This window comes from Providencia sp. 6390 (genome assembly GCF_058148425.1).
This window is the reverse complement of the sequence record NZ_JBYVYL010000002.1, coordinates 352,274-374,252: the sequence shown is the minus strand read 5'-3', so window position 1 is coordinate 374,252 and position 21,979 is coordinate 352,274. Positions and strand designations below refer to the sequence as shown.

Here is a 21,979-nt window from a genome sequence, read left to right as displayed (position 1 = left end):
AAACTATTAAGGATCAAAACGATGCAACTGAATAAAGTGCTTAAAGGGCTGATGATCGCATTACCAATCATGGCTGTCGCAGCTTGTAGCTCTAACAAAAACAATGACCAAGGTAGTGCGGATTCTTCTATGAACCAAACTAACACTGGTCTGTCTGCGGAAGAGCTGGCACGTCAGCAAATGCAAGAACTGCAAAACAACAATATCGTTTACTTCGGTTTCGATAAGTACAGCGTTTCTCCAGAATACGCTGACATGTTAGATGCACACGCTGCATTCCTGCGCAACAACCCATCTGTTAAAGTTGTTGTTGAAGGTCACGCGGATGAGCGCGGTACTCCAGAGTACAACATCGCGCTGGGCGAGCGTCGTGCTAACGCAGTTAAAATGTATCTGCAAAGCAAAGGTGTAGCAGGTGATCAAGTTTCTCTGGTTTCTTACGGTAAAGAAAAACCAGCTGTGTTAGGTCACACAGAAGCTGATTACGCGAAAAACCGTCGTGCAGTCATTGCATACTAATAGATAAGCGAAATTATCTCTTATGAACAGTAACTTCAGACATCTACTTGTAGGTCTGTCGTTATTGGTTGGCGTAGCGGTCCCTTGGGCCGCTATTGCCCAAGCGCCAATCATTAATGTCGGATCCGGTTCATCCGGTGATCGCCTCAGTCAGCTTGAGACAGCAGTTAACTCTCAAGGCCAGATCTTATATCAAATCCAACAACAGCTCGCAGATAACCAACGTGATATTGATACATTGCGTGGGCAAATTCAGGAAAGTGAATACAAACTGAATCAAGTGGTTGAGCGTCAAAAAGATTTGTATATGCAATTAGATCAGGCAGGTGGCGGTTCTACAGCATCTTCAGACTCAGCAGCTGCGCCTGAATCATCTTCTGCTTCATCAGATACCCCAGCGGCTCCTGCTGCTTCTGGTGGTGGTGAAAAGGAAGATTATAATGCCGCAGTTGCGCTTGCGATGAACAGTAAATCAAAAGCGCAAATTGATGAGGCTATCGGTGCATTGCAAAGCTTTATTAAAAGCTATCCAAAATCAAGCTATCAATCTAATGCCAACTATTGGTTAGGACAGCTTAACTACAACAAAGGTAGCAAAGATGATGCAGCATTCTACTTTGCGACAGTAGTTAAAGAGTATCCAAAATCCCAAAAAAGCAGTGAGGCTTTATATAAAGTCGGCCTTATCATGCAAGATAAAGGGCAAAAGGATAAAGCGAAAGCCGTCTACCAACAGGTATTGAAGCAATACCCGAACAGTTCAGGCGCAAAACTGGCTGAGAAAAAGCTAAGCTCACTTTAATTGTTAACCCCGAAGAAGTTGTTGCCGAATATTTCGGGGTTAACCGTATGATTAGTGTGCATTCAGTCATTTTTTTCAAAAAAATCATTGCACCATCGTCAGAAATCAGTAATATAAGCCGCCGTTGACGCAAGAATAAATTGTTAAGTGTAATGGGTCGTTAGCTCAGTCGGTAGAGCAGTTGACTTTTAATCAATTGGTCGCAGGTTCGAATCCTGCACGACCCACCATTATAGAATAAAATTTATCCTCGTTAAGAATACTTAAGCTTTAGAATTACTGTATTAGATGGGTCGTTAGCTCAGTCGGTAGAGCAGTTGACTTTTAATCAATTGGTCGCAGGTTCGAATCCTGCACGACCCACCATTATAGAATAGAATTTATCCTCGTTAAGAATACTCAAGCTTTAGAATTACTACATTAGATGGGTCGTTAGCTCAGTTGGTAGAGCAGTTGACTTTTAATCAATTGGTCGCAGGTTCGAATCCTGCACGACCCACCATCTCAACTAACTTCTATTAAAACTAAGAACTTCGTCAGTCTTTATTCAGTCGGTAAGCAATACCTCGACAAGATGGTCGCAGGTTTAGCCCGAAGGGGAAGTTCGAAGAACTTAAATCCTGCACGACCCACCATCTAAGTAAGCACTCCGTAACTTAGCCATCAAATTCCAATTTGGTATTTAGCACATAGAGTGCGGGTGAGAAGCTGCGTTCAGATTCGAGCCGAGCGAAGCGAGACAGCGTTGCGCTTGCGCAACGACCTGAAAGGTGAGGTAGTAGGTTGAGTAATCCTGCACGACCCACCATCTAAGTAAGCACTCCGTAACTTAACCATCGAATTCCAATTTGGCATCTAGCACGTAGAGTGCGGGTGAGAAGCTGCGTTCAGGTTCGAGCCGAGCGAAGCGAGACAGCGTTGGCTTGAGCAACGACCTGAAAGGTGAGGTAGTAGGTCGAGTAATCCTGCACGACCTACCAATTTAAGTAACCTTACTGAAACTAAAAATCTAGTAAGTATTCACTCAGCACGTTATGGCGTATTGTTAAGTTAGACATTAATGTGTGAGTATTTAATAAGTTACTTCATTGATTCCAAAAAACTCAGGATATTTTTCCCTTGAGCAAATAATTTACTGTATTGCGACGAAATCTGGGTAATATCATCCTGAGGTATGCCATTAGGAGGGGTAGTATGCCAATAATTTTTTAATTTTTCTGCGCTGATAGCCACAAGCCACTTTTCATTATTTTGGCTTGTTGAGAATACATTGTTAAGTGATTTAAATACAAAGTTAACTTTTTCTTTTGTTATTGATTCTATTGCTTCTGCTTTCTGTGCTTGTGATAAGTTTTCAGGTAGATCTTCTATCGCCATATCAATATCTAGGCTTATCATCCGAGTTTTTTCTGTAAATAGGCTCGAAATTGTTTTGCCATAGTCGCAGGTTCCACTCGATACATCGGATGTTGAAGGGATCATCGTATTTTTAGCTACACGGCAGATCTCTTTAGCACAGCGTTGTAAGATCTTGCCATTTTTGTCTTCGCTATGGGTAAAATCCTTTGCAGGATAGGGAATGTAAACTGTAGTTTCAGTTGGGTAACCATCTGATGCTTTTACATGGCAACATTTTAAAATTTGGGCTAGATCGCGTTTTTCTGTATCTAGAAACTGTTTTTGAATGCTGTTGCCAAAAGTCACTGAACTATAATCTTTTTTTAACTGACCTGAAATGCCTTTAGATAAACTTTCTTCCATGTCGTTGATAGAAGGCAAAACAGACAGCATTGTTTTACATGTAGCGCGTAATTGGTTGTAACTGTTTGAATCAAGATTGAAAGCAATTTCTTGTATTGTTTCAGAGGGAAGCTGCGATATAGCGTTGATATTATCAGCAAAGCCCTGATTATGATTTGAGCTCGTTTGGGCAGGGATTGGGGCAGAAATCGGTATGATACTGGTATTTTTTTGTATATTACTTAACATTGTTGTTCCTTAACAGAGTTAGAATGGCTTTGGTTGAACGCTAAAAATAGGTGCTAGGCTACCGTTAATGGTATTAAAAAACTTTAAAAAATAGATTGTTAGAGTTGGCTTTTTGATACGATTATTAATATGCTGATTTAACAAATGTCATTGATTTTTCCAATTGATTACAAATACAGCACTCTCTGTTGTATCTCTTTCTACTTCCCCAATTATGCGAACCAACGCAAGGAATTACCCCCTCATTTGGACTAGTCTAAATAAAACATCAATAACTGATCACATTGTAAAATATAAGTTATTTTATTCTGCGGTAAAAATAGCAAAGGATTAACAGATGAAAAAATTACTTGCGGTTCTCTGTGCAGGGGTATTTATTTCGACTAGCGCATTTGCAGCGATCCCAGCTGGAAATGACGTCACAACGAAACCTGACTTGTACTATTTAAAGAACTCACAAGCAATAGATAGCTTAGCGTTACTGCCACCACCACCGGAGGTGGGTAGCATTCTATTTTTGAATGACCAAGCGATGTATGAAAAGGGTCGCATGCTCAGAAACACCGAAAGGGGCAAACAAGCGGCTGCGGATGCTGATCTTGCTGCGGGCGGGGTGGCTAATGCTTTCTCAGAGGCGTTTGGTTATCCAATTACAGAAAAAGACGCGCCTGAAATTCATAAACTACTGACAAATATGATTGAGGATGCGGGAGACTTAGCGACGCGTTCTGCAAAAGAAAAATACATGCGTATACGTCCATTTGCATTTTATGGTGTTGCGACTTGTAATACTAAAGATCAGGACAAACTTTCCAAAAATGGTTCATATCCATCGGGTCACACATCGATTGGCTGGGCATCTGCATTAGTACTCGCAGAAATTAACCCTGAGAACCAAGACAGCATTTTGAAACGTGGTTATGAGCTAGGCCAAAGTCGAGTAATTTGTGGTTATCACTGGCAAAGTGATGTTGATGCGGCGCGTATCGTTGCCTCTTCAGCGGTGGCAACACTGCACTCTAACCCTGAATTCCAAAAACAGCTACAAAAAGCCAAAGACGAATTTGCTAAACTGAAAAAATAATTGTTGTGAAAGAAAATCGCCCTGACAAATCACTTATGCAGGGCGATTTTTATTGTTAATAATATGTTGATTCTATATTATGGAAGATCGGTCAAATCCCTTCTGGTAATAGTTCTCTATCTTGCAATAATCCAATCACCAATTCTTGCATACGTAGGCTCATTAAGTGGTCAATGGGATAATTAAGCTGTTGAGCTAGCGCTGTGGTGACTTCATCAAAGCACGCCATAAGTAGATATAAGGCTTCGGCGGCTCTTTTTGCATTACGATAATCAAACAAGGTTTCCATTGCTTGTATGATGTTTTGCGGCATCCACATTTGATAGTTTTTCCCGTTATACCAAACATCTTGTTGCCCATCATGTTTAGTTGATACTAAGCATTCTGCCATGATCAGCAGTGCTTTTTTCATATCAGCATCTCTTGACCAAGCACTCCACATTTCATTACGTGATAACGCAATTGCAACTTGATGTGCTTCAAACCAAAATTCCTTAGTAGTAAACGTAAACTCTTGTTCACTGAGCGGCTTTAAAAGAGGTTGTGTGACTCTGTTAGGCAGTTTTTCAGTCACCCTAGTCTTATCAAGTAAAATGGTATAGCCGCGTGCGTAGGTATTATCAAGCCCATGCTGTTGTATTTTTTGTAATCGAAAAGGTTCAGCAAAGGTAAAATCAACTTTTCTTCCTTGTTCATAAATAACCAAACAAGTCGGCCATTCAGGTTCATCGGTACCGCCATTAATGAGATGTAAGGCAACAAGGGGGTGGCCGAATTGATTGATCCATTGCGGGTCGTGAAAAAGATCAGTAACGCCAAAACCGATTAATTCAATATCAATATCAGAATAATGATCAATATGTTGTTCTCTTCCCCTCGAACCCGTTAATACAACCGCTTCAATTCGTGGGTCAAGCAAAGCAACAGAAATTATTTTATTTATTAAAGATGCAGGTGATTCCATAACTAGCCTATCAAAAATGTTGATGCAATTAAGATACCTGCAAAACCAATAAAATGCTAAGAAACACAATAATTATTGCTCTTAATAGTAAATTATTTAATAAGTCGATTATTAAGCAAAATCGAGAAGACTTCCTGAGCAATTTAGCGTATCGTGTTTAGTATATAAAACAAAAAATGTGTTATTGGCTCATTTTACGCGTAATTTAAACGGTAAAATCGCATTATGCTAAACAGAGGTTAATTATGAGCGAGTTTATTGATTTTCATCAGTCAGTTTATCCATTTCCCCCTAAACCTGCGTTATTAAGCTCTGATGAAAGAACGTTTTACCGTGAACGCATCAAATCATTATTAGTCGAAAAAAATGCGGTAATAGTGGCACATTATTATACCGATCCTGAAATACAAGCATTGGCAGAAGCAACGGGGGGCTGTGTCGCTGACTCATTAGAAATGGCGCGTTTCGGCGCTCGTCATCCAGCTTCAACGCTGTTGGTTGCAGGGGTTCGCTTTATGGGTGAAACAGCTAAAATTCTTAGCCCAGAAAAAACCGTGTTAATGCCAACTTTAGCTGCCGAGTGTTCACTTGATTTAGGTTGCCCAGAAGAGGAATTCATTCGTTTTTGTGACCAACATCCAGATCGTACTGTTGTTGTGTATGCAAACACCTCTGCCGCAGTGAAAGCGCGCGCTGACTGGGTCGTTACTTCAAGTATTGCTGTTGAGTTAATTGATCACTTAGACAGCTTAGGTGAGAAAATTATTTGGGCGCCAGACCGCCACCTCGGTCGTTATGTGCAACAAAAAACGGGTGCTGATATCTTGTGCTGGCAAGGCGCTTGTATTGTTCATGATGAGTTTAAAACACAATCATTGATAAAAATGAAGAAGTTACACCCCGAAGCAGCCATTTTAGTTCACCCTGAGTCACCTCAAGCTGTTGTTGATCTTGCTGATGCCGTTGGTTCAACCAGTCAGTTGATTAAAGCTGCGCAAACTTTGCCTAATCCATCAATGATAGTCGCGACGGATAAAGGTATTTTTTATAAGATGCAGCAGGCATGCCCAGATAAGTCGTTGTATATCGCCCCTACTGCGGGTGAGGGAGCAACTTGTCGCACATGTGCCCATTGCCCTTGGATGGCGATGAATGGCTTGCAGTCTATTGCACAGGCGCTGGAAAGTCATGGTGAGCAGCATCAAATTAATGTGAGCGAAACGTTACGTGAAAAAGCGATGCAACCGCTAAATAAAATGTTAGATTTCGCTGAGAGTCTAAAATAGAAGAAGTTGGTTGTTGGTTAACATCAATATGCGATGTATCACACATGATTAAATAAGGATCTTGGGATGGATTTCTTTAGCACAAGTAATATTTTAGTGAATATTCCTTTGTGGAATAGTATTTATGAATTGTCATACATAGAAGCGGTTGGCACAGTAGCGGGTCTACTGTGTATTCTACTCGCAAGTCTTGAAAAAACGATTAATTACCTGTTTGGCTTAATCAACGTCACCTTGTTTGGGGTGATTTTTTTTCAAATTCAGTTATATGCAAACCTACTTTTACAAGTGTTCTTCTTTATCGCCAATATTTATGGTTGGTATGCATGGAGCCGCGTTGATAGCCGTCAACAAATTGAACTGAAGATCCGCTGGCTGAGTTTTCCAAAAGCGGCCATCACTTTAGTGATCTCTGTGTTAGTAATTGCTTACTTAACTTTCAATATTGATAGGGTATTTGGTGTGTTGGCAACATGGGCTGTTGAAGTGCTCAACCTATTTGGCGCTAATTTACAGATACCTGCGCTGGAGCCAGATGCATTCCCATTCTGGGATTCCACCATGACCGTACTATCCGTCGTCGCCATGATTTTGATGACCAGAAAATACGTTGAAAACTGGTTGCTATGGGTTGTGATTAATGTGATTAGTATTGTTGTGTTCTATAAGCAGGGGGTTTATGCCATGTCATTAGAATATTTAATTCTGCTAGGCATTGCATTGAATGGTTCAAGGCTGTGGATCAAATCAGCTAAACAAAATGGTTCTTCGCCACTCTCTAGCGCTTTGTGATAAAAATTAACAATAAAATGGTGAAAGTAACATTATCGTAGTTTCGCCATTTTTGTTTCTTTTTACTCTGAAATTCCGCTCTAATATGGGGCTATTGCGCAGCTTAATTGCCTTTAGCCTCATTTTATAATTCCAACGCCCAAAAATGACAATTTACCAGCTCGTTTAGCTGTTTACAGAAGAGAGCTGAACGGTTAGATTAAAATTTCGATACCTGTTGTCTTGCAAATCGCCGTATTGTCAGTGGTAAGAAGATCATTTCACTTCGTTCTTTACTTCAATGTAAGTGCTTACCATCGGCTGTTTATAGGGTATGTAAATCATCAATATGCAAAATAGATAAATAAACACTGGATTAAACGAGTATGAACTATCAGAACGATGACGTCAGAATTAAACAAATAAAAGAACTATTGCCACCTATCGCATTATTAGAAAAATTTCCTGCGACAGACAAAGCGGCGTTTACCGTTCATGAAGCACGTCTTGCCATCCATAATATTTTGTCAGGTGAAGATGATCGCCTAGTGGTCGTGATTGGCCCTTGTTCTATTCATGATACTAAAGCCGCTTTGGAATATGCTCAGCGCCTAAATAAATTGCGTGAAGAGCTAAAGGGATCACTTGAAATCGTGATGCGTGTTTATTTTGAAAAACCACGTACAACAGTAGGTTGGAAAGGGTTAATTAACGATCCTCATATGGATAATAGTTTCAATATCAATGATGGTTTACGTATCGCTCGTGAGCTATTAGTGACCATCAATGATCAAGGTCTGCCGACTGCCGGGGAATTCCTCGATATGATCAGCCCACAATATGTTGCTGATTTAATGAGTTGGGGGGCAATTGGTGCACGGACAACCGAGTCTCAGGTTCACCGTGAGCTAGCATCGGGTTTATCTTGCCCTGTTGGCTTCAAAAACGGCACTGATGGTACTATCAAGATTGCAATTGATGCAATTAACTCTGCTCGTTCACCGCACTGTTTTTTATCTGTCACTAAATGGGGACATTCAGCGATTGTGAATACGAGTGGTAACCCTGATTGCCACATCATTTTACGTGGTGGCAAAGAGCCAAACTACAGTGCGGAGCATGTGAAAGAGGTACGTGAAGGCTTAGTCAATGCAGGGTTAGTGCCAAGCATTATGATCGACTTCAGCCATGCAAACAGCAGCAAAAAGTTTGAAAAACAAATGATCGTTGCTGATGATGTAAGCGAACAACTCCACCAAGGTGATCGCTCTATTACTGGTGTGATGATTGAAAGCCATCTTGTTGAAGGTAATCAAAATTTAGAGTCTGGAGAGCCTTTGGTATACGGTAAGAGTGTCACTGATGCATGCATAGGTTGGGACGATACTGAAAAAGTGCTACGTCAATTATCTGATGCAGTGATTGCTCGCCGCCAAAAATAATTGTTATTTGAATCAAACCAGCCAGTATGATAAGCCATACTGGCTTTTTATATTAATGAGGGGTTCTTTCTATTACCGCCGCTAATTTATTTTTATCCTCTTCACTGACATGATGCAGTGATATTGATAGCGGGATCAGCTGTTGGTTCACTGGTACGTTTTCAACTCTTGCTTGGAACAACACATTATTTTTTTCATTTCTCAAATAAGTCACATCCTTTAATGGAATGCGATAGCAAAAAGCAAACAAGCTTGGTCTGATATAAAAGTGGCTCCCTTTGATGGCTAAATAAGGCGTTCCGTTAATTCGTTTGCCTAAAACAAATAAAATGATCGCCAATACTAATAAAAACATTCCTAAACTTTGGCTTAACACAATAAACACCACGCTAACCAAACCAAGAACGAGAGCTCTGATGCTGTTATGGCGATTATTGAAGGTCAATTTAGTTTCAAAATCGACATTGATAGTAGGGTCAAAAGTTTCAAGTTGATGGAAACGCCAGCGGATTGCAGAGAAAATCATTCCACATAAAAATACAATAGTGATTGGCATTAATGCCAAGCTACTTATGAATGCGACGGCAATCGCGACCCTTGGTCTGTAGCTCATAATCATCATGCTGATCAACTGAATAGGGAAGCTCACGCAGGCGATGATCATTAATACCTTCATTAATTGTGCATTTTGGGCACCATTAGAGCCATCAATAATTAATTCGCCTGTTTGTATCATATACAATAATGTTCCGAGCAGGGCGATGTTAAGTACTAAGCCTACCCAAACATAAAGGTTGAATTTACTCATAAATTTCTCGATTAGTCCGTTATTGCAACGAATTGTGCCACAAATATACAGGCTGTCGAGTGCTATCATGCAAATTAAAATATTTCTGGTGAACAAAATATAAAAATGGTTAGTACCATTCCATTTTGGCCATTAATTAATCAATTAATAGATTCGGAATTATCTGTATTATTTTTATTCTGCTTTTACCTGATTAATTTGTTTTTTTATTTGTTTTATCTAAGAATTTAATTCTTTTTATTCAAGAAAAGTGAATGAATTATTCAAAATTAAGGGCTTTCTTTGATTTCTTTTAAAACGAATAATTGCATTTAGATATTATAACTAAATGGGATTATATAATGAAGAAACTACAACTCGCATCGCTATCACTGGTTCTGTTTGCTACATTGGGAAGCGCTTCTGCATCAACCAGTAATGAAGGCTATTATGGTGCCGCTCGCGTCGCTAAAGTCTGGCAAAAGGCGGACAGTATGGATACCAGCAGCCGCCCTGGCATTGGACAGTTTGTTTCTGGTGATGATAAAGATGATTTCTATAATGCATCACTTGCCGCAGGTTATCAGTATGGTAACGGTTGGCGAACAGAGGCTGAATATACTTTTAATAAGAAAGCGGAATACACCAGCGGCTCAACGGCTTTCCCTACCAGTTTCAATCACCACAAAACAGAATCCCAACGTCTGATGTTAAATGCTTATCGTGATTATGAAATTTACCAAGGAATTTCTGTTTATGGCACTGTAGGTATTGGTATTGCAAAAGTGAAATCATCAGGGTGGCAAGGAAATACTGCGCGCCAATATGCAGGCAATACGGATACTAATTTAGCGTATTCTCTTGGTGCCGGTGTGAGTTATGAGCCTATCGACAAACTTAATTTTGATTTGGGCTACCGTTATGTCGATTTAGGAAAAATTGAGAGTGGAATGAACCGTTTTGCGAATGCGCGTGGGTTGCAAGATGAGCAAATGAAAGCACATCTTAAATCGCAAGAGCTAGTGTTAGGTGTTAGATATTTGTTTTAAGTTTTATACTCGTCATACTTCAAGATGCAGCGCTTTTTGTTGAGGAATAAGTGACTACGTTAAGTTAGCCGAGTCACATAGTTTATCTATGCTCCCCGTCTATCTTCACTTGTCGCCTACCTGCATCTCGAATTATTTAGAGTATAGTGTTATTCATTGGTTATGTCGTCAAAAGGGGGAACCGAATGGTCACCCCTTCATGTGTACTAGTGTGAATACGACAAAGCCGACTGGTAATTATACTGTTGCTCTTCCTTGGTAATCACACTTACGCTGCTAACCTGATATAACGACTGATTATTTAGCTTTACCTTGGTTCGCTACCGCGGCTTGTTTTGCTGCGATTTCGTCTTGGTTGCCTAAATAGTAGTGCTTGATTGGCTTCATGTTTTCATCAAACTCATAAACCAGTGGCACTGCGGTTGGGATGTTTAGGTTAAGAATTTCTTCTTCACCCATGTTATCCAAGTATTTAACTAAAGCACGCAGTGAGTTACCGTGAGCTGCGATAATGATTTTCTCACCAGCTTCAACGCGTGGTTTGATTTCTTGTTCCCAATAAGGAACGACGCGCTCAATAGTGGTTGCTAAGCTTTCAGTCACTGGCAGCTCAGCGCTAGACAGTTTTGCATAACGTGGATCATGGCCTGGGAAGCGCTCATCATCTTTAGTCAGTTCTGGTGGCGTAATCGCAAAGCCACGACGCCACAGTTTAACTTGCTCATCACCATATTTTGCAGCTGTTTCTGATTTGTCTAGGCCCTGTAGTGCACCGTAGTGGCGTTCATTCAGTTTCCAGCTTTTTTCAACAGGCAGCCATTGCTGATCAACCTGATCAAGGATGTTCCATAAGGTATGGATCGCACGCTTTAGCACTGAGGTATACGCGAAATCAAAGACAAAGCCTTCATCTTTCAGCAGTTGACCTGCAATTTTTGCTTCTTCGCGGCCTTTATCTGACAGCTCAACATCAGTCCAGCCAGTGAAACGGTTCTCTTTGTTCCACTCACTTTCACCGTGTCTTACCAAAACCAGTTTAGTTACAGCCATAGCTTAAACTCCTATCAGTACATTCAAATTAAAATGAATCATTGCTGACTTACATTATAGGGATAGTCAATCCGAACGCTAGTCACAACTGATGTTTTACCCAAACCAAATCAAAAAAGTGATGGTAAGTGAGCTATCCCGATAAAAATTTGGCTTATGAAGCGGTAAAATATCTGCTTGTTTGCGCGTTTTTTATCCGGCGATCATTTTTACTGGGTAAGTGAAAAATAACAGATGCACTAGATTTAACCCGAAGTGAAACGATACAGCAAGCCATAATTTTCCACTCCACATCCATGCTAATCCATAAATGACACCTGCAAGGGTAGCAAACAACATCAGCAGTGGGCCGCCAGCAAAATGTGCGCCTCCAAATAGTAGGGCACTCAAGATGAGAGCAAGATATGGTGAGCCTAGCCATTGAGTGAGCCTTTGTTGTAGATAGCCGCGGAAAAGCGCTTCTTCAGCAAGCGAAACAAATAACAGATTGCAAATGATAAATATTGGCAGCCAATCAGGGAAATGCCTTTCAAAACCGAGCCCACCAGCTAGAGTCGCAATGAACAGTAGTGCAGGAACTGCTGCAATCAATAACCACCATTGCCATGGTTGCGCTGTTTTGGCCGCTTTGGTTGTGAATAGACTAGGCAGGCAAAGTAATAAAATAAATGGCACCAATGCCTTATCAAAATTAAAATACATGGTAAATGGTAGGCTTTGCTCACCCACGGTGACTTTATCAAGGTATTTTAGATTGTTGAAGCCAGGGAAAATGTGAATAAACAAACCAACGGCACAGGTGATGAGAATGATTTCACTGATAATTTTGATGACTAGGTGATACTGAAAGCGCCAACGTATTAAACCAACGGCACTGATCGCAACTAATAGCCACATTGCTTGCCAACCTAATGCATGGGTATACAGTGCAATACCTGTCGCTAATAACAGTAAAAATACAGCAGTTAATCGATGAGTTGCGAGTGTAGCAAGCGAAGCTGCTAAAACAAACCAGCAGGTCATAGTGAACCCCAAAAAATTTTAAAATTTATTTGAATTATTGAAGGTGGCACATTCTAATGATTTTGTTGTATTTTCCGAGATAAAAATAGAGAAATTAGTGATTAAATAGAAAGAAGTGAATAAAAATTAAAGAGTTATAGTTATCATTTATAGATAATCAATAGATTAACTATGACCGACTGTCATCAGTCATAGTTTAAGTTGCTATTCTGTTTCTTCTATTTCATAACGATACTGACCGTTATCAGGAACAAATTTTAAACGGTGAGTGATACAAGCGGGCGCATCTTCTTGATGATGGGTAACAAACAGAAGCTGTGTAGAACCTTGGCTCAACATGATATCAATAAAGCGCAGTACCAGTAGGCGGTTTAAGCCATCCAGCCCTTGTAATGGTTCATCTAAAATCAGAACAGCAGGGTGTTTGACCAGCGCACGTGCAATCAAAACTAATCGTTGCTGCCCCCATGATAGGCTGTGAAAAGGCTGTTGTGCAGTTTGTTTGGTAAAACCGAGCAAAGCTAGCCATTGGTAAGCGAGTTGCACTTGTCTATCTGAAGGGGTTTGATATAAGCCGATAGAATCATGAAAACCTGAAATAATCACATTTAGCACACTGGTTGCCACTCGGTATTCTTGATGAATACTGTTACTGACATAGCCAATGTGGCGCTTGATATCCCATATGGTTTCTCCTGTTCCTCGACGGCGGCCGAATAGTGTTAAATCATTACTATAGCCTTGAGGGTGATCGCCAGTAATTAGGCTCAGTAGTGTTGATTTACCTGCGCCATTTTCACCAATAATTTGCCAGTGCTCATGTGGGTTAACCTGCCAGTTCAAACCATGCAAAATAGGTTTATCGTTATAACTGACCACTCCATTATTTAAAATCACTCGAGGGATATTGTCATCTAAGGGAATTTCAGCAGTGGGATCTTCCACTTCAGGAAGTGTTAAATGCTTAAGGTTCTCACTGTGTTGAAGTTGGCTAATCAGCGTGTTAGCTAGCACTGACTCACGGTCTCCAGATAGTGTCAGCTTACAATCAGCTACCACCCCCATGTTTTCGATAAAGTCAGGTAGTTCATCAAATCGGTTGAGGACTAATACGATAGTGAGTCCTTTTTCAGCTAAGCTATACAATAGCTCGCTAAGGTTGTTCCTTGAAAAAACATCAAGGCCATCAAAAGGCTCATCAAGAACCAATAAATCAGGTTGCCCCATCAGCGTTTGGCACAGTAAAACTTTACGTGTTTCTCCTGTTGATAGGTATTTAAAGCGCCGAGAAAGCAGATCACTGATGCCAAATTTACTGGCGAGCTCTAAACAATATTCGTTGTCTTTATGGTTGAATTGGATAATTTCAGCTGCGGTATATCCGGTGTCTTCTTCACTTTCACTGAGTAAATCGGTGTTATTACGTTGCCACTCATCATTAATAATTTTTTGTAATTGCTCGAATGAGAGGCGTACGGGGGAGGTGAAGTTATTTTCCACCACACCCGATAATGGACTGAGTTCGCCAGTCAAGGCTTTTGCAAGTGAAGATTTACCGCTGCCATTAGCACCAATAAATGCCCAGCTTTCATGTTGATTGATGATTAAATCGGAAATGTCGAGTGTTTTTGAGTCACTCAATCTAAAGCTGCTATGATGCAGGGTGATTGATGCCATATTGCTTCCTTTATTCTCTTTTTATCGTTATTTACCTATCTGTCTTCTCCACAAATAATCATGATCGCTGATAAAGTCAATAACTCAGGGGAAAAAGAAGCAAGCACTTACCTATTTGACATAAATAAGTAAGTGCGGTGTGACTAACACAGCGTCGCGATGATCACTTGATCTGCATTAAAAAGAGCGGTGACATCGTCATTAAGGTGAAGTTGTTGGCTATCAACCTCATGATTGTTAAGTGTAGAACACAGGGTTTCTCCACCGGATAAGGTCACCAGTACCTCACTGTTTTCTTTACCACGCTCTAATGTGGTTATCTTGCCGGTTAAAGCATTATCAGACTCGTTAGCGACAGCCGGGTGTTTGGTGAGCTTTACCCAAGGTGCTTTAATCAAAGCGAGTACTTCTTTACCTTCAGTCAGCCCTAAACGATTGGCGCTTTGTTCAGTTAAAGCGGCGTTGATCACGGTTTTATTATCAGCCAGTAACACCCTGACATGTTGTTGGACTTGGCTATGGTCACGAGCAATTAAAGTGCCAAAGAATTGATTTCGAGCGCTGGTTTGTAATGAAAAACGTGAAATAGCAGCCAACAGGCTATCAAGAGGTAAACTATCGTCTTTAAGCACATCAAAGGCTTTCTGTTGGATTTGAGCAAGTAGGTCATAAAGCTGTAGTAGCCTTTCACCATAATGGGTAAGCGTAGTGCCACCACCGCCCTTACCGCCTGTCGCTCTATCCACGATAATATCGTCAGCCAGTTGGTTCATTTCGTTGATCGCATCCCATGCACTTTTGTAGCTGATCCCTGCAAGTTTAGCGCCTTGGCTAATTGATCCTGTTGCTTTGATCTGTTTTAGTAATGAAATTCGGCGAGGATCAGCAAATAAATTCCCTTGTAGTTTTAATGTGAGTAAGATTTCTGCCTGCATAAATATAACCTTTCCTATTTCATGTTGAGAACGACACTATCATCAATGCGGCGTGACAAAAAGCACGTTTAGTGTGTCGTTTGAAATGCAATTTGTCTATTATATACGTTATTATTTAACCACGGCGTTATTTTCCCTGTTAATATGTTTGATTCGCAGGCTAGTAATAACTTAAGAGGCTTTTAATGTTTGAGATTCTGAAAAGCATGGGCTTCGCCCTGTTGATGGTTCCGGTTGTGATGTTTTTGATCATGGGGCTGATTTATGGCCTCGGGGCTTTCTTTAACCTGTTATCTAAAGCTCACGTTCCACATCACCATACTGAGAACAATAAATAGTTCTTCCTGTATTTAAGCTCGCCTGTTCTTTTTAGGGAACAGGCGGCGCTCTTCCCTTATCGACACTCTTTTTATGTGCATTTTATTGGCATTTTTCCGAACCCATTCAAAATATTGCCCCATTTTTTGCGCTAGCACACTTTTATGTGGCCTATGACTTTAAGTCATCGTTGTATCCTGCTATATATAGCGTGACAAATAATATTAGGATGGGCATGAAATGAAAAAAAATTTGATCAAGTTTTTAGCTGGCGCGACGATAACTCTATCTATGGCAAGTTATAGTAGTGCCGCAGAGAAAATTACGGTTTTTGCTGCAGCATCATTGACTAACGCGATGAATGAAATTTCTGAGCAGTATCAGAAAGAGCATAAAGTTGATGTGGTGTCTTCCTATGCATCTTCTTCAACGTTAGCGCGCCAAATCGAACAGGGTGCGCCGGCTAACCTGTTTATTTCAGCTGATCAGCAGTGGATGGACTATGCGATTGATAAACATTTGATGGTTGATAACACTCGCTATACCTTGTTAGGTAATGAATTAGTCTTGATCGCACCAAAAGATTCTAAAATTGAAAAAGTGGAAATCAACAAACAAACTGATTGGAAAAAGCTGCTTGATGGTGGCCGTTTAGCGGTTGGTGACCCTGATCATGTGCCTGTTGGTATTTATGCAAAAGAAGCATTAGGTAATTTAGGGGCATGGGATACAGTCAATCCACTATTAGCACGGACTAATAACGTTCGTAGTGGTATGGCATTAGTTGAGCGCGATGAAGCACCTTTAGGTATCGTGTATGGATCGGATGCAGTTGCGAGCCAAAAAGTGAAAGTGGTTGGTATTTTCCCAACAGATTCACATAAACCGGTTGAATATCCAATGGCTATCGTGAAAGATCAAGACAATAAAGCCACTCGTGACTTTTATGAGTATCTAAAAACCCCAGCGGCTTCTGAGGTATTCAAACGTTACGGTTTCACCCCACGTTAAGAGATTATAGTATTGCAGATGTTAAGTGCTTATGAATGGGAAGCCATCTACCTGAGTTTAAAGGTATCGAGTGTCGCAGTGATATTTAGCCTGCCATTAGGGATCTTAATGGCTTGGGTACTGGTTCGTTGTCATTTCCCCGGCAAAACACTGCTTGATAGTATTATCCACCTACCACTGGTGCTGCCACCGGTGGTAGTTGGCTATTTATTATTGATCAGTATGGGGCGTCGTGGTTTTATTGGTGAATGGCTGTATAACTGGTTTGGTTTTAGTTTCACCTTTAGTTGGCGAGGTGCGGCTTTAGCCTCTGCTGTGGTTGCTTTTCCTTTGATGGTGAGAGCCATTCGCTTAGCGCTTGAAGCGGTTGATCGTAAATTAGAGCAAGCAGCGAGAACGTTAGGTGCAACGCCATTACGCGTGTTTTTTACTATTACTATCCCATTATCACTCCCCGGTATTATTGTTGGCACTGTGCTGGCATTTGCTCGCTCATTAGGTGAGTTCGGTGCGACTATTACCTTTGTTTCCAATATACCGGGTGAAACGCAAACCATTCCACTGGCGATGTATACGTTAATTGAAACGCCAGGGGCTGAGGTGGATGCGGCTCGCCTGTGTATTATTGCTATTGTGTTGGCACTGATTTCGTTGTTAATTTCAGAATGGCTGACCCGCTGGGGTAAAAAACGACTGGGGGTAGCCTAATATGTTAGAGCTGGATTTTTCGCAACGATTAGGTGATTTGCAACTAGAGGTTAAAACTGAGCTCCCGACTGAAAGCATCACGGCGGTATTTGGCCTTTCGGGAGCGGGGAAAACCTCATTAATCAATGTGATTGGTGGGCTAACCAAACCAAATCGTGGTCGTATTGTGCTTAATGGGCGCACATTGGTGGATGTTGAAAAACGCATTTGTTTACCACCTGAAAAACGCCATATTGGCTATGTGTTTCAAGATGCACGCCTATTTCCACATTATCGCGTGAAAAGTAATTTGCGCTATGGTATGGCGCCTGAAATGAAAGGGCGCTTTGATGAAATCGTTGGGCTATTAGGAATTGAAAAGCTACTCAATCGCTTTCCGATCACCCTTTCTGGTGGTGAAAAACAACGTGTCGCAATTGGTCGTGCCTTATTAACCGCGCCTGAAATATTGCTGATGGATGAACCGTTAGCCTCTTTGGATCTGCCTCGTAAACGTGAATTATTGCCTTATCTCGAAAAGCTGTCTCAAGACGTCAAAATTCCTATTTTGTATGTTAGCCATAGCCTTGATGAGATCCTACGTTTAGCGGATAAGGTGATTGTTATGGCGCAAGGGAAAGTGAAAGCTTTCGGTGCGTTAGAAGAGGTATGGGCAAGTAGTGCACTGCGCCCTTGGTTACAGCAAGACACACTCAGTAGTGTGTTAAATGTGACATATCACGGTAATCACCCTGATTATGATATGACCGCGGTGATTGTGGGTAATCAGAAACTGTGGATCCCACGTATTGATATGGAAAAAGAGGCTGAACTACGTTTACGTATTGATGCATCTGATGTTTCGTTAGTATTAGAAAAACCTCAAGTAAGTAGCATCCGTAATATTCTATCCGCTGAAGTGGTTGAGTGGATGGAAGATGGTGAACAAGTGGATGTAAAGCTAGATTTAGGCGATCAGCACTATTTGTGGGCACGTATTACTCGTTGGGCACGCGATGAGCTGTCTATCCGTAAAGGGCGCCGAGTGTATGCGCAAGTGAAGAGCGTATCGCTTAGCCGAAGTTTTTCATCATAGTTTGCTTAGAGGGCTGCTTAGCCCTCTATTTACTAGGTTACAAAACGTATTTGCGGATCACTTCAGCAATACCCGGTTGGGTATTATCGCGAGTCACCAGTTTTGCTTGTTGTTTGATTTCATCGACCGCTTGACCCATAGCAACACCCAGTCCAGCAGTCGTTAGCATACTTAAGTCATTGAAGTTATCACCGAAAGCAACAACATCATTCATGGTCATGCCTTGTGATTCAACCCATTGTTTTAAACGCTGCCCTTTACTGTTGCCTTTACGGCCCACATCAACCTGATCGGCCCACGACCATTCACATTCCAAACCGAAATCGTTTTCAATACCACGCACGACATCTTTCAGCCGATCAATATCTTCTGAGCTGACTGCAAATTTCCAAATAGATTGATAGTCATGCATAACATCAGCGTAGTTTTCGACAAACTGAATGGTTGGGCGCTGTGCTTCAGGCAATGTTTGCGCCCAACTCAGTGTACGCTTGATCCCTTCCGTCGGTGCGTTATACAGCATAGCATTATCAACATACATAAGATGTTGAATATCCGTATCTTTTAGCCTTTCAATCATTTGGGTAACGGATTCGCGAGTCATTGGATCAGACTCGAGTACTTTTTTACCTAAATAATCATAAAGGTAAGTTCCGTTACAACATATTGCTGGTGTATCAAGATCAAGTTCTTGATAGAAAGGGTGGATGGCAACATGATGGCGGCCAGTCACGATAAGAACTTTAATGCCTTGGCGGCGGGCTTCATTTAAGGCTGCGAGGGATTCAGGTAAAATCTTTTTTTGAGGATCAAGCAATGTTCCATCAAGATCGAGCGCAATAACGCGGTATGACATAAACGGCTCCACGTGACTTGAGATGACATATGCCATTAGTGAATGGCGATATGAGTTTTTAATTTAGGTTAATAATAATTCAGATTGACTATAATTTATCATATTAGCGGATAATGCTGATGAACTAAAGTGGCGATGGGAGGATCGTGTCAGGTTATTTACTTCAAAAGATTTGTTAATTTGCGGCAAGTTATGTATTTGATGTCTTTAGCGCTTATTGTTTATGCTGTGCTGGTGTATCCTGAACAATAAGACATACTTTATTATGATTGATAGAGGAATCAGGATGAACCAAGTTATCTATATTGCTAGCCCCGAAAGCCATCAGATCCACGTATGGTCAATGAACGAGGCTGGTGAACTGAATTTGTTGCAGACAGTCACAACACCCGGCCAAGTACAGCCAATGGTTATCAGCCATGATAAAAAACACCTTTATATTGGTGTGAGACCTGATTTCCGTGTCGTCACTTACCAAATCGAACAAAATGGGACTTTGCAATTAAAAGCAGAAACCTCGATCCCCGGTACTCCAGTACATCTATCTCTAGACAACACGGGTAAATACCTGTTTGTTCCTTCTTATCATCAGCACAACTTAGCGGTATTGCCTATCAATAGCGATGGCGTACCACAAACGGCTACTCAAGTGATTGAAGGGCTACGCAATCCACACTCATCCCATGTTGATGCAGATAATCAACAATTGTGGGTGCCTTGTTTAGGTGAAGATCATATTCGCTTATTTGATTTGCATGAAAATGGTTATTTAACGGAAGCATCTGCCGATCAAATTAGCTCAGCTCAAGGTGCAGGGCCTCGTCATCTGGCACTCCATCCACAGCACAAAGTGATTTATTGTGTGAATGAGTTGGATTCGACCATTAATGTTTACCATAACTTCACGCGTTATCGCCAAATACAGCATATCAATGTTTATCCAGAAGGCAGCGAAAGCCAACGTTGGGCTGCGGATATTCATATAACCCCAGATGGTCGTCACCTATATGCAAGTGAACGTTCAGATAGCTATATTAGCCATTTCTTCGTTTCTGACGACGGTCGTGAATTAACGTTTGCAGGAACCTATCCAACTGAAGAGCAGCCTCGTGGCTTCAATATCGATGCAACAGGGCGTTTCTTGATTTCGAGTGGGCAAAAATCCAATAGCATTTCAGTTTCTGAAATTGATCCAGTCACTGGAAAATTATCGCAAATTGGTCGTTACCCAGTTGGCAAAGGGCCTATGTGGGTAACGGTTCTTTCACGTTAATGACTCACCATAAGCTCCCTTTATGATTTAAAGGGGGCTTACTGCTCAATAACTATTCTGATGGCGTGTGTCACCTTACTAAGCTGCTCAGGTGAAATAATATAAGGTGGCATCACATAAATGAGTCGCCCAAAAGGCCTCACCCAAACCCCTTGCTCAACGAATTTTTTCTGTAATTGTGCCGTGTTTACCGGTTCTTTCATCTCAATCACACCAATAGCACCGAGTACACGTACTTGTTTCACACTGTCATGGCTTGCAAGAGGAGTCAGTTCTTGGAAAAGTTGTTGCTCGATATTGGTGATGGAGTGTTGCCATGGGCGTTCACGCAATAATTGCAGACTTGCATTGGCAACCGCACAAGCTAATGGATTACCCATAAAGGTTGGGCCATGCATAAAACAACCTGCTTCACCATTGCTAATGGTTTCTGCAACATGGCGAGTGGTTAAGGTTGCCGACAGAGTCATATAACCCCCTGTTAGTGCTTTTCCTAAACACATAATATCAGGGGAAATATTGGCATGGTCGCAAGCAAATAATTTTCCTGTGCGGCCGAAACCTGTCGCTATCTCATCAGCAATCAACAATATTCCATAATGGTCGCAGAGCTCACGTACCCCTTTTAGATATTGTGGGTGATATAGACGCATTCCCCCCGCCCCTTGAACAATCGGTTCAAGTATGATCGCCGCAATTTCTTGATGATTTGTTGCAAGTTGTTGCGTAATCGGATGTAAATCTTGTGGATCCCACTCGTCATAAAAACCGCACTGAGGCGCATCAACAAAAATATGCGGAGGGAGATAGCCCTTGTACAGCCCATGCATGGAATTATCAGGATCACATACCGCCATCGCACCAAAAGTATCACCGTGGTAACCATGGCGCAGCGTCAAAATGCGTTGGCGTTTTTCACCTTTGGCTTGCCAATACTGCAAGGCCATTTTCAAAGACACTTCGACGGCAACTGAGCCTGAATCTGCAAGGAAAACACACTCAAGTGGTTTTGGCGTAATTTCAACAAGTTGACGGCATAAATTTACTGCTGATGGATGGGTGATCCCACCAAACATTACATGCGACATTTTTTGTAGTTGTTCAATCGCTGCTTGGTTGAGAACTGGATGATTGTAGCCATGAATTGCTGCCCACCATGAAGACATACCGTCAATGAGTCTTTCGCCATCTGCCATGATTAACTCAACGCCTTCTGCTGCAACGATTGGATAGGCAGGAATAGGGTGGCTCATTGAGGTGTAGGGATGCCAGATATGTTTAGCATCGAAAGCAATATCAGAACTGTCCATTTGTTTTACCGTCAACTTATTTTATTAAATTTGGTTGACATGATAACCAC

General features: G+C 41.3%; 21 protein-coding genes, 3 tRNA genes and 2 other RNA genes. 17 read left to right on the top strand and 9 right to left on the bottom strand.

All coding sequences use genetic code 11. The annotated features are described in order from the left end of the window. The first annotated feature begins 21 nt into the window (after positions 1 to 21). The 7 genes from pal (at position 22) to AC3Z9T_RS06910 (ending at position 2,301) form a co-directional block, all read left to right on the top strand. Positions 22 to 519, top strand: a complete 498-nt coding sequence (pal, locus tag AC3Z9T_RS06940; protein ID WP_490125472.1) for a peptidoglycan-associated lipoprotein Pal — start codon at positions 22 to 24, stop codon at positions 517 to 519. A 22-nt stretch (positions 520 to 541) separates the two neighbouring features. Beyond that, positions 542 to 1,321, top strand: a complete 780-nt coding sequence (gene cpoB, locus AC3Z9T_RS06935) for a cell division protein CpoB (RefSeq protein WP_490125471.1) — start codon at positions 542 to 544, stop codon at positions 1,319 to 1,321. Positions 1,322 to 1,475: 154 nt separating this feature from the next. After that, positions 1,476 to 1,551 (top strand) — tRNA-Lys (locus tag AC3Z9T_RS06930). Between the two features lie 60 nt (positions 1,552 to 1,611). After that, a tRNA-Lys gene (locus AC3Z9T_RS06925) sits at positions 1,612 to 1,687 on the top strand. Between the two features lie 60 nt (positions 1,688 to 1,747). Beyond that, positions 1,748 to 1,823: transfer RNA gene (locus tag AC3Z9T_RS06920), tRNA-Lys, on the top strand. 178 nt (positions 1,824 to 2,001) lie between these two features. Then, positions 2,002 to 2,129: non-coding RNA, RtT sRNA (locus AC3Z9T_RS06915), on the top strand. 45 nt (positions 2,130 to 2,174) lie between these two features. Next, a non-coding RNA gene (locus AC3Z9T_RS06910) (RtT sRNA) lies at positions 2,175 to 2,301 on the top strand. Positions 2,302 to 2,401: 100 nt separating this feature from the next. Here AC3Z9T_RS06910 and AC3Z9T_RS06905 read toward each other — a convergent pair. Further along, the gene (locus tag AC3Z9T_RS06905) at positions 2,402 to 3,310 is read right to left on the bottom strand and encodes an F-box protein (RefSeq protein WP_490125470.1); all 909 of its coding nucleotides are present in this window, start codon (positions 3,308 to 3,310) and stop codon (positions 2,402 to 2,404) included. A 337-nt stretch (positions 3,311 to 3,647) separates the two neighbouring features. Between AC3Z9T_RS06905 and phoC the strand changes: the two genes are divergently transcribed. Next, positions 3,648 to 4,394 carry an acid phosphatase PhoC gene (phoC, locus tag AC3Z9T_RS06900; RefSeq protein ID WP_490125469.1) on the top strand — a complete coding sequence of 249 codons (747 nt, stop codon included), beginning with the start codon at positions 3,648 to 3,650 and terminating at the stop codon, positions 4,392 to 4,394. 91 nt (positions 4,395 to 4,485) lie between these two features. On the opposite strand, the gene AC3Z9T_RS06895 is transcribed toward phoC, so the two are convergent. Further along, positions 4,486 to 5,358, bottom strand: coding sequence for an aminoglycoside 6-adenylyltransferase (locus AC3Z9T_RS06895; RefSeq protein ID WP_490125468.1), 873 nt, complete (start codon positions 5,356 to 5,358; stop codon positions 4,486 to 4,488). A gap of 245 nt (positions 5,359 to 5,603) precedes the next feature. On the opposite strand from AC3Z9T_RS06895, the gene nadA reads away from it, so the two are divergent. From nadA to aroG, 3 genes are all read left to right on the top strand, one after another. After that, positions 5,604 to 6,644, top strand: coding sequence for a quinolinate synthase NadA (nadA, locus tag AC3Z9T_RS06890; protein ID WP_490125467.1), 1,041 nt, complete (start codon positions 5,604 to 5,606; stop codon positions 6,642 to 6,644). 66 nt (positions 6,645 to 6,710) lie between these two features. Then, positions 6,711 to 7,436, top strand: coding sequence for a nicotinamide riboside transporter PnuC (pnuC, locus tag AC3Z9T_RS06885; RefSeq protein WP_490125466.1), 726 nt, complete (start codon positions 6,711 to 6,713; stop codon positions 7,434 to 7,436). Positions 7,437 to 7,801: 365 nt separating this feature from the next. After that, positions 7,802 to 8,857: a 3-deoxy-7-phosphoheptulonate synthase AroG gene (gene aroG / locus AC3Z9T_RS06880; RefSeq protein ID WP_490125465.1), complete on the top strand. Its 1,056-nt coding sequence runs from the start codon at positions 7,802 to 7,804 to the stop codon at positions 8,855 to 8,857. Positions 8,858 to 8,909: 52 nt separating this feature from the next. On the opposite strand, the gene AC3Z9T_RS06875 is transcribed toward aroG, so the two are convergent. Further along, positions 8,910 to 9,665 carry a hypothetical protein gene (locus AC3Z9T_RS06875; RefSeq protein WP_490125464.1) on the bottom strand — a complete coding sequence of 252 codons (756 nt, stop codon included), beginning with the start codon at positions 9,663 to 9,665 and terminating at the stop codon, positions 8,910 to 8,912. 341 nt (positions 9,666 to 10,006) lie between these two features. On the opposite strand from AC3Z9T_RS06875, the gene AC3Z9T_RS06870 reads away from it, so the two are divergent. Further along, positions 10,007 to 10,693: an outer membrane protein gene (locus tag AC3Z9T_RS06870; RefSeq protein ID WP_490125463.1), complete on the top strand. Its 687-nt coding sequence runs from the start codon at positions 10,007 to 10,009 to the stop codon at positions 10,691 to 10,693. 297 nt (positions 10,694 to 10,990) lie between these two features. On the opposite strand, the gene gpmA is transcribed toward AC3Z9T_RS06870, so the two are convergent. The 4 genes from gpmA to modE all read right to left on the bottom strand — a co-directional run bounded on the left by gpmA (position 10,991) and on the right by modE (position 15,378). Next, positions 10,991 to 11,743: a 2,3-diphosphoglycerate-dependent phosphoglycerate mutase gene (gpmA, locus tag AC3Z9T_RS06865; RefSeq protein ID WP_272581356.1), complete on the bottom strand. Its 753-nt coding sequence runs from the start codon at positions 11,741 to 11,743 to the stop codon at positions 10,991 to 10,993. A gap of 192 nt (positions 11,744 to 11,935) precedes the next feature. Then, positions 11,936 to 12,766, bottom strand: coding sequence for a CPBP family intramembrane glutamic endopeptidase (locus tag AC3Z9T_RS06860; protein WP_490125462.1), 831 nt, complete (start codon positions 12,764 to 12,766; stop codon positions 11,936 to 11,938). Between the two features lie 204 nt (positions 12,767 to 12,970). After that, positions 12,971 to 14,443 carry a molybdate ABC transporter ATP-binding protein ModF gene (gene modF, locus AC3Z9T_RS06855; RefSeq protein WP_490125461.1) on the bottom strand — a complete coding sequence of 491 codons (1,473 nt, stop codon included), beginning with the start codon at positions 14,441 to 14,443 and terminating at the stop codon, positions 12,971 to 12,973. Positions 14,444 to 14,586: 143 nt separating this feature from the next. Next, the gene (gene modE / locus AC3Z9T_RS06850) at positions 14,587 to 15,378 is read right to left on the bottom strand and encodes a molybdenum-dependent transcriptional regulator (RefSeq protein WP_490125460.1); all 792 of its coding nucleotides are present in this window, start codon (positions 15,376 to 15,378) and stop codon (positions 14,587 to 14,589) included. A gap of 185 nt (positions 15,379 to 15,563) precedes the next feature. On the opposite strand from modE, the gene AC3Z9T_RS06845 reads away from it, so the two are divergent. The 4 genes from AC3Z9T_RS06845 (at position 15,564) to modC (ending at position 18,490) form a co-directional block, all read left to right on the top strand. After that, positions 15,564 to 15,716, top strand: a complete 153-nt coding sequence (locus AC3Z9T_RS06845) for an AcrZ family multidrug efflux pump-associated protein (protein WP_490125459.1) — start codon at positions 15,564 to 15,566, stop codon at positions 15,714 to 15,716. Positions 15,717 to 15,936: 220 nt separating this feature from the next. After that, the gene (gene modA, locus AC3Z9T_RS06840) at positions 15,937 to 16,707 is read left to right on the top strand and encodes a molybdate ABC transporter substrate-binding protein (protein WP_490125458.1); all 771 of its coding nucleotides are present in this window, start codon (positions 15,937 to 15,939) and stop codon (positions 16,705 to 16,707) included. A gap of 18 nt (positions 16,708 to 16,725) precedes the next feature. Continuing rightward, the gene (gene modB, locus AC3Z9T_RS06835) at positions 16,726 to 17,415 is read left to right on the top strand and encodes a molybdate ABC transporter permease subunit (protein ID WP_490125457.1); all 690 of its coding nucleotides are present in this window, start codon (positions 16,726 to 16,728) and stop codon (positions 17,413 to 17,415) included. 1 nt (position 17,416) lies between these two features. Then, on the top strand, positions 17,417 to 18,490 hold the full coding sequence (modC, locus tag AC3Z9T_RS06830; RefSeq protein ID WP_490125456.1) for a molybdenum ABC transporter ATP-binding protein ModC: 1,074 nt from the start codon (positions 17,417 to 17,419) through the stop codon (positions 18,488 to 18,490). A gap of 37 nt (positions 18,491 to 18,527) precedes the next feature. Here the strand turns inward: modC and AC3Z9T_RS06825 are convergent, their stop codons facing one another. Beyond that, positions 18,528 to 19,346 (bottom strand): pyridoxal phosphatase, encoded by an 819-nt coding sequence (locus AC3Z9T_RS06825; RefSeq protein ID WP_490125455.1) that lies wholly within the window; start codon positions 19,344 to 19,346, stop codon positions 18,528 to 18,530. Positions 19,347 to 19,632: 286 nt separating this feature from the next. Here AC3Z9T_RS06825 and pgl point away from each other — a divergent pair, with 286 nt between their 5' ends. Next, positions 19,633 to 20,619 (top strand): 6-phosphogluconolactonase, encoded by a 987-nt coding sequence (gene pgl, locus AC3Z9T_RS06820; protein WP_490125454.1) that lies wholly within the window; start codon positions 19,633 to 19,635, stop codon positions 20,617 to 20,619. Positions 20,620 to 20,657: 38 nt separating this feature from the next. On the opposite strand, the gene bioA is transcribed toward pgl, so the two are convergent. Further along, on the bottom strand, positions 20,658 to 21,929 hold the full coding sequence (gene bioA, locus AC3Z9T_RS06815) for an adenosylmethionine--8-amino-7-oxononanoate transaminase (protein WP_490125453.1): 1,272 nt from the start codon (positions 21,927 to 21,929) through the stop codon (positions 20,658 to 20,660). Positions 21,930 to 21,979: the final 50 nt, after the last annotated feature.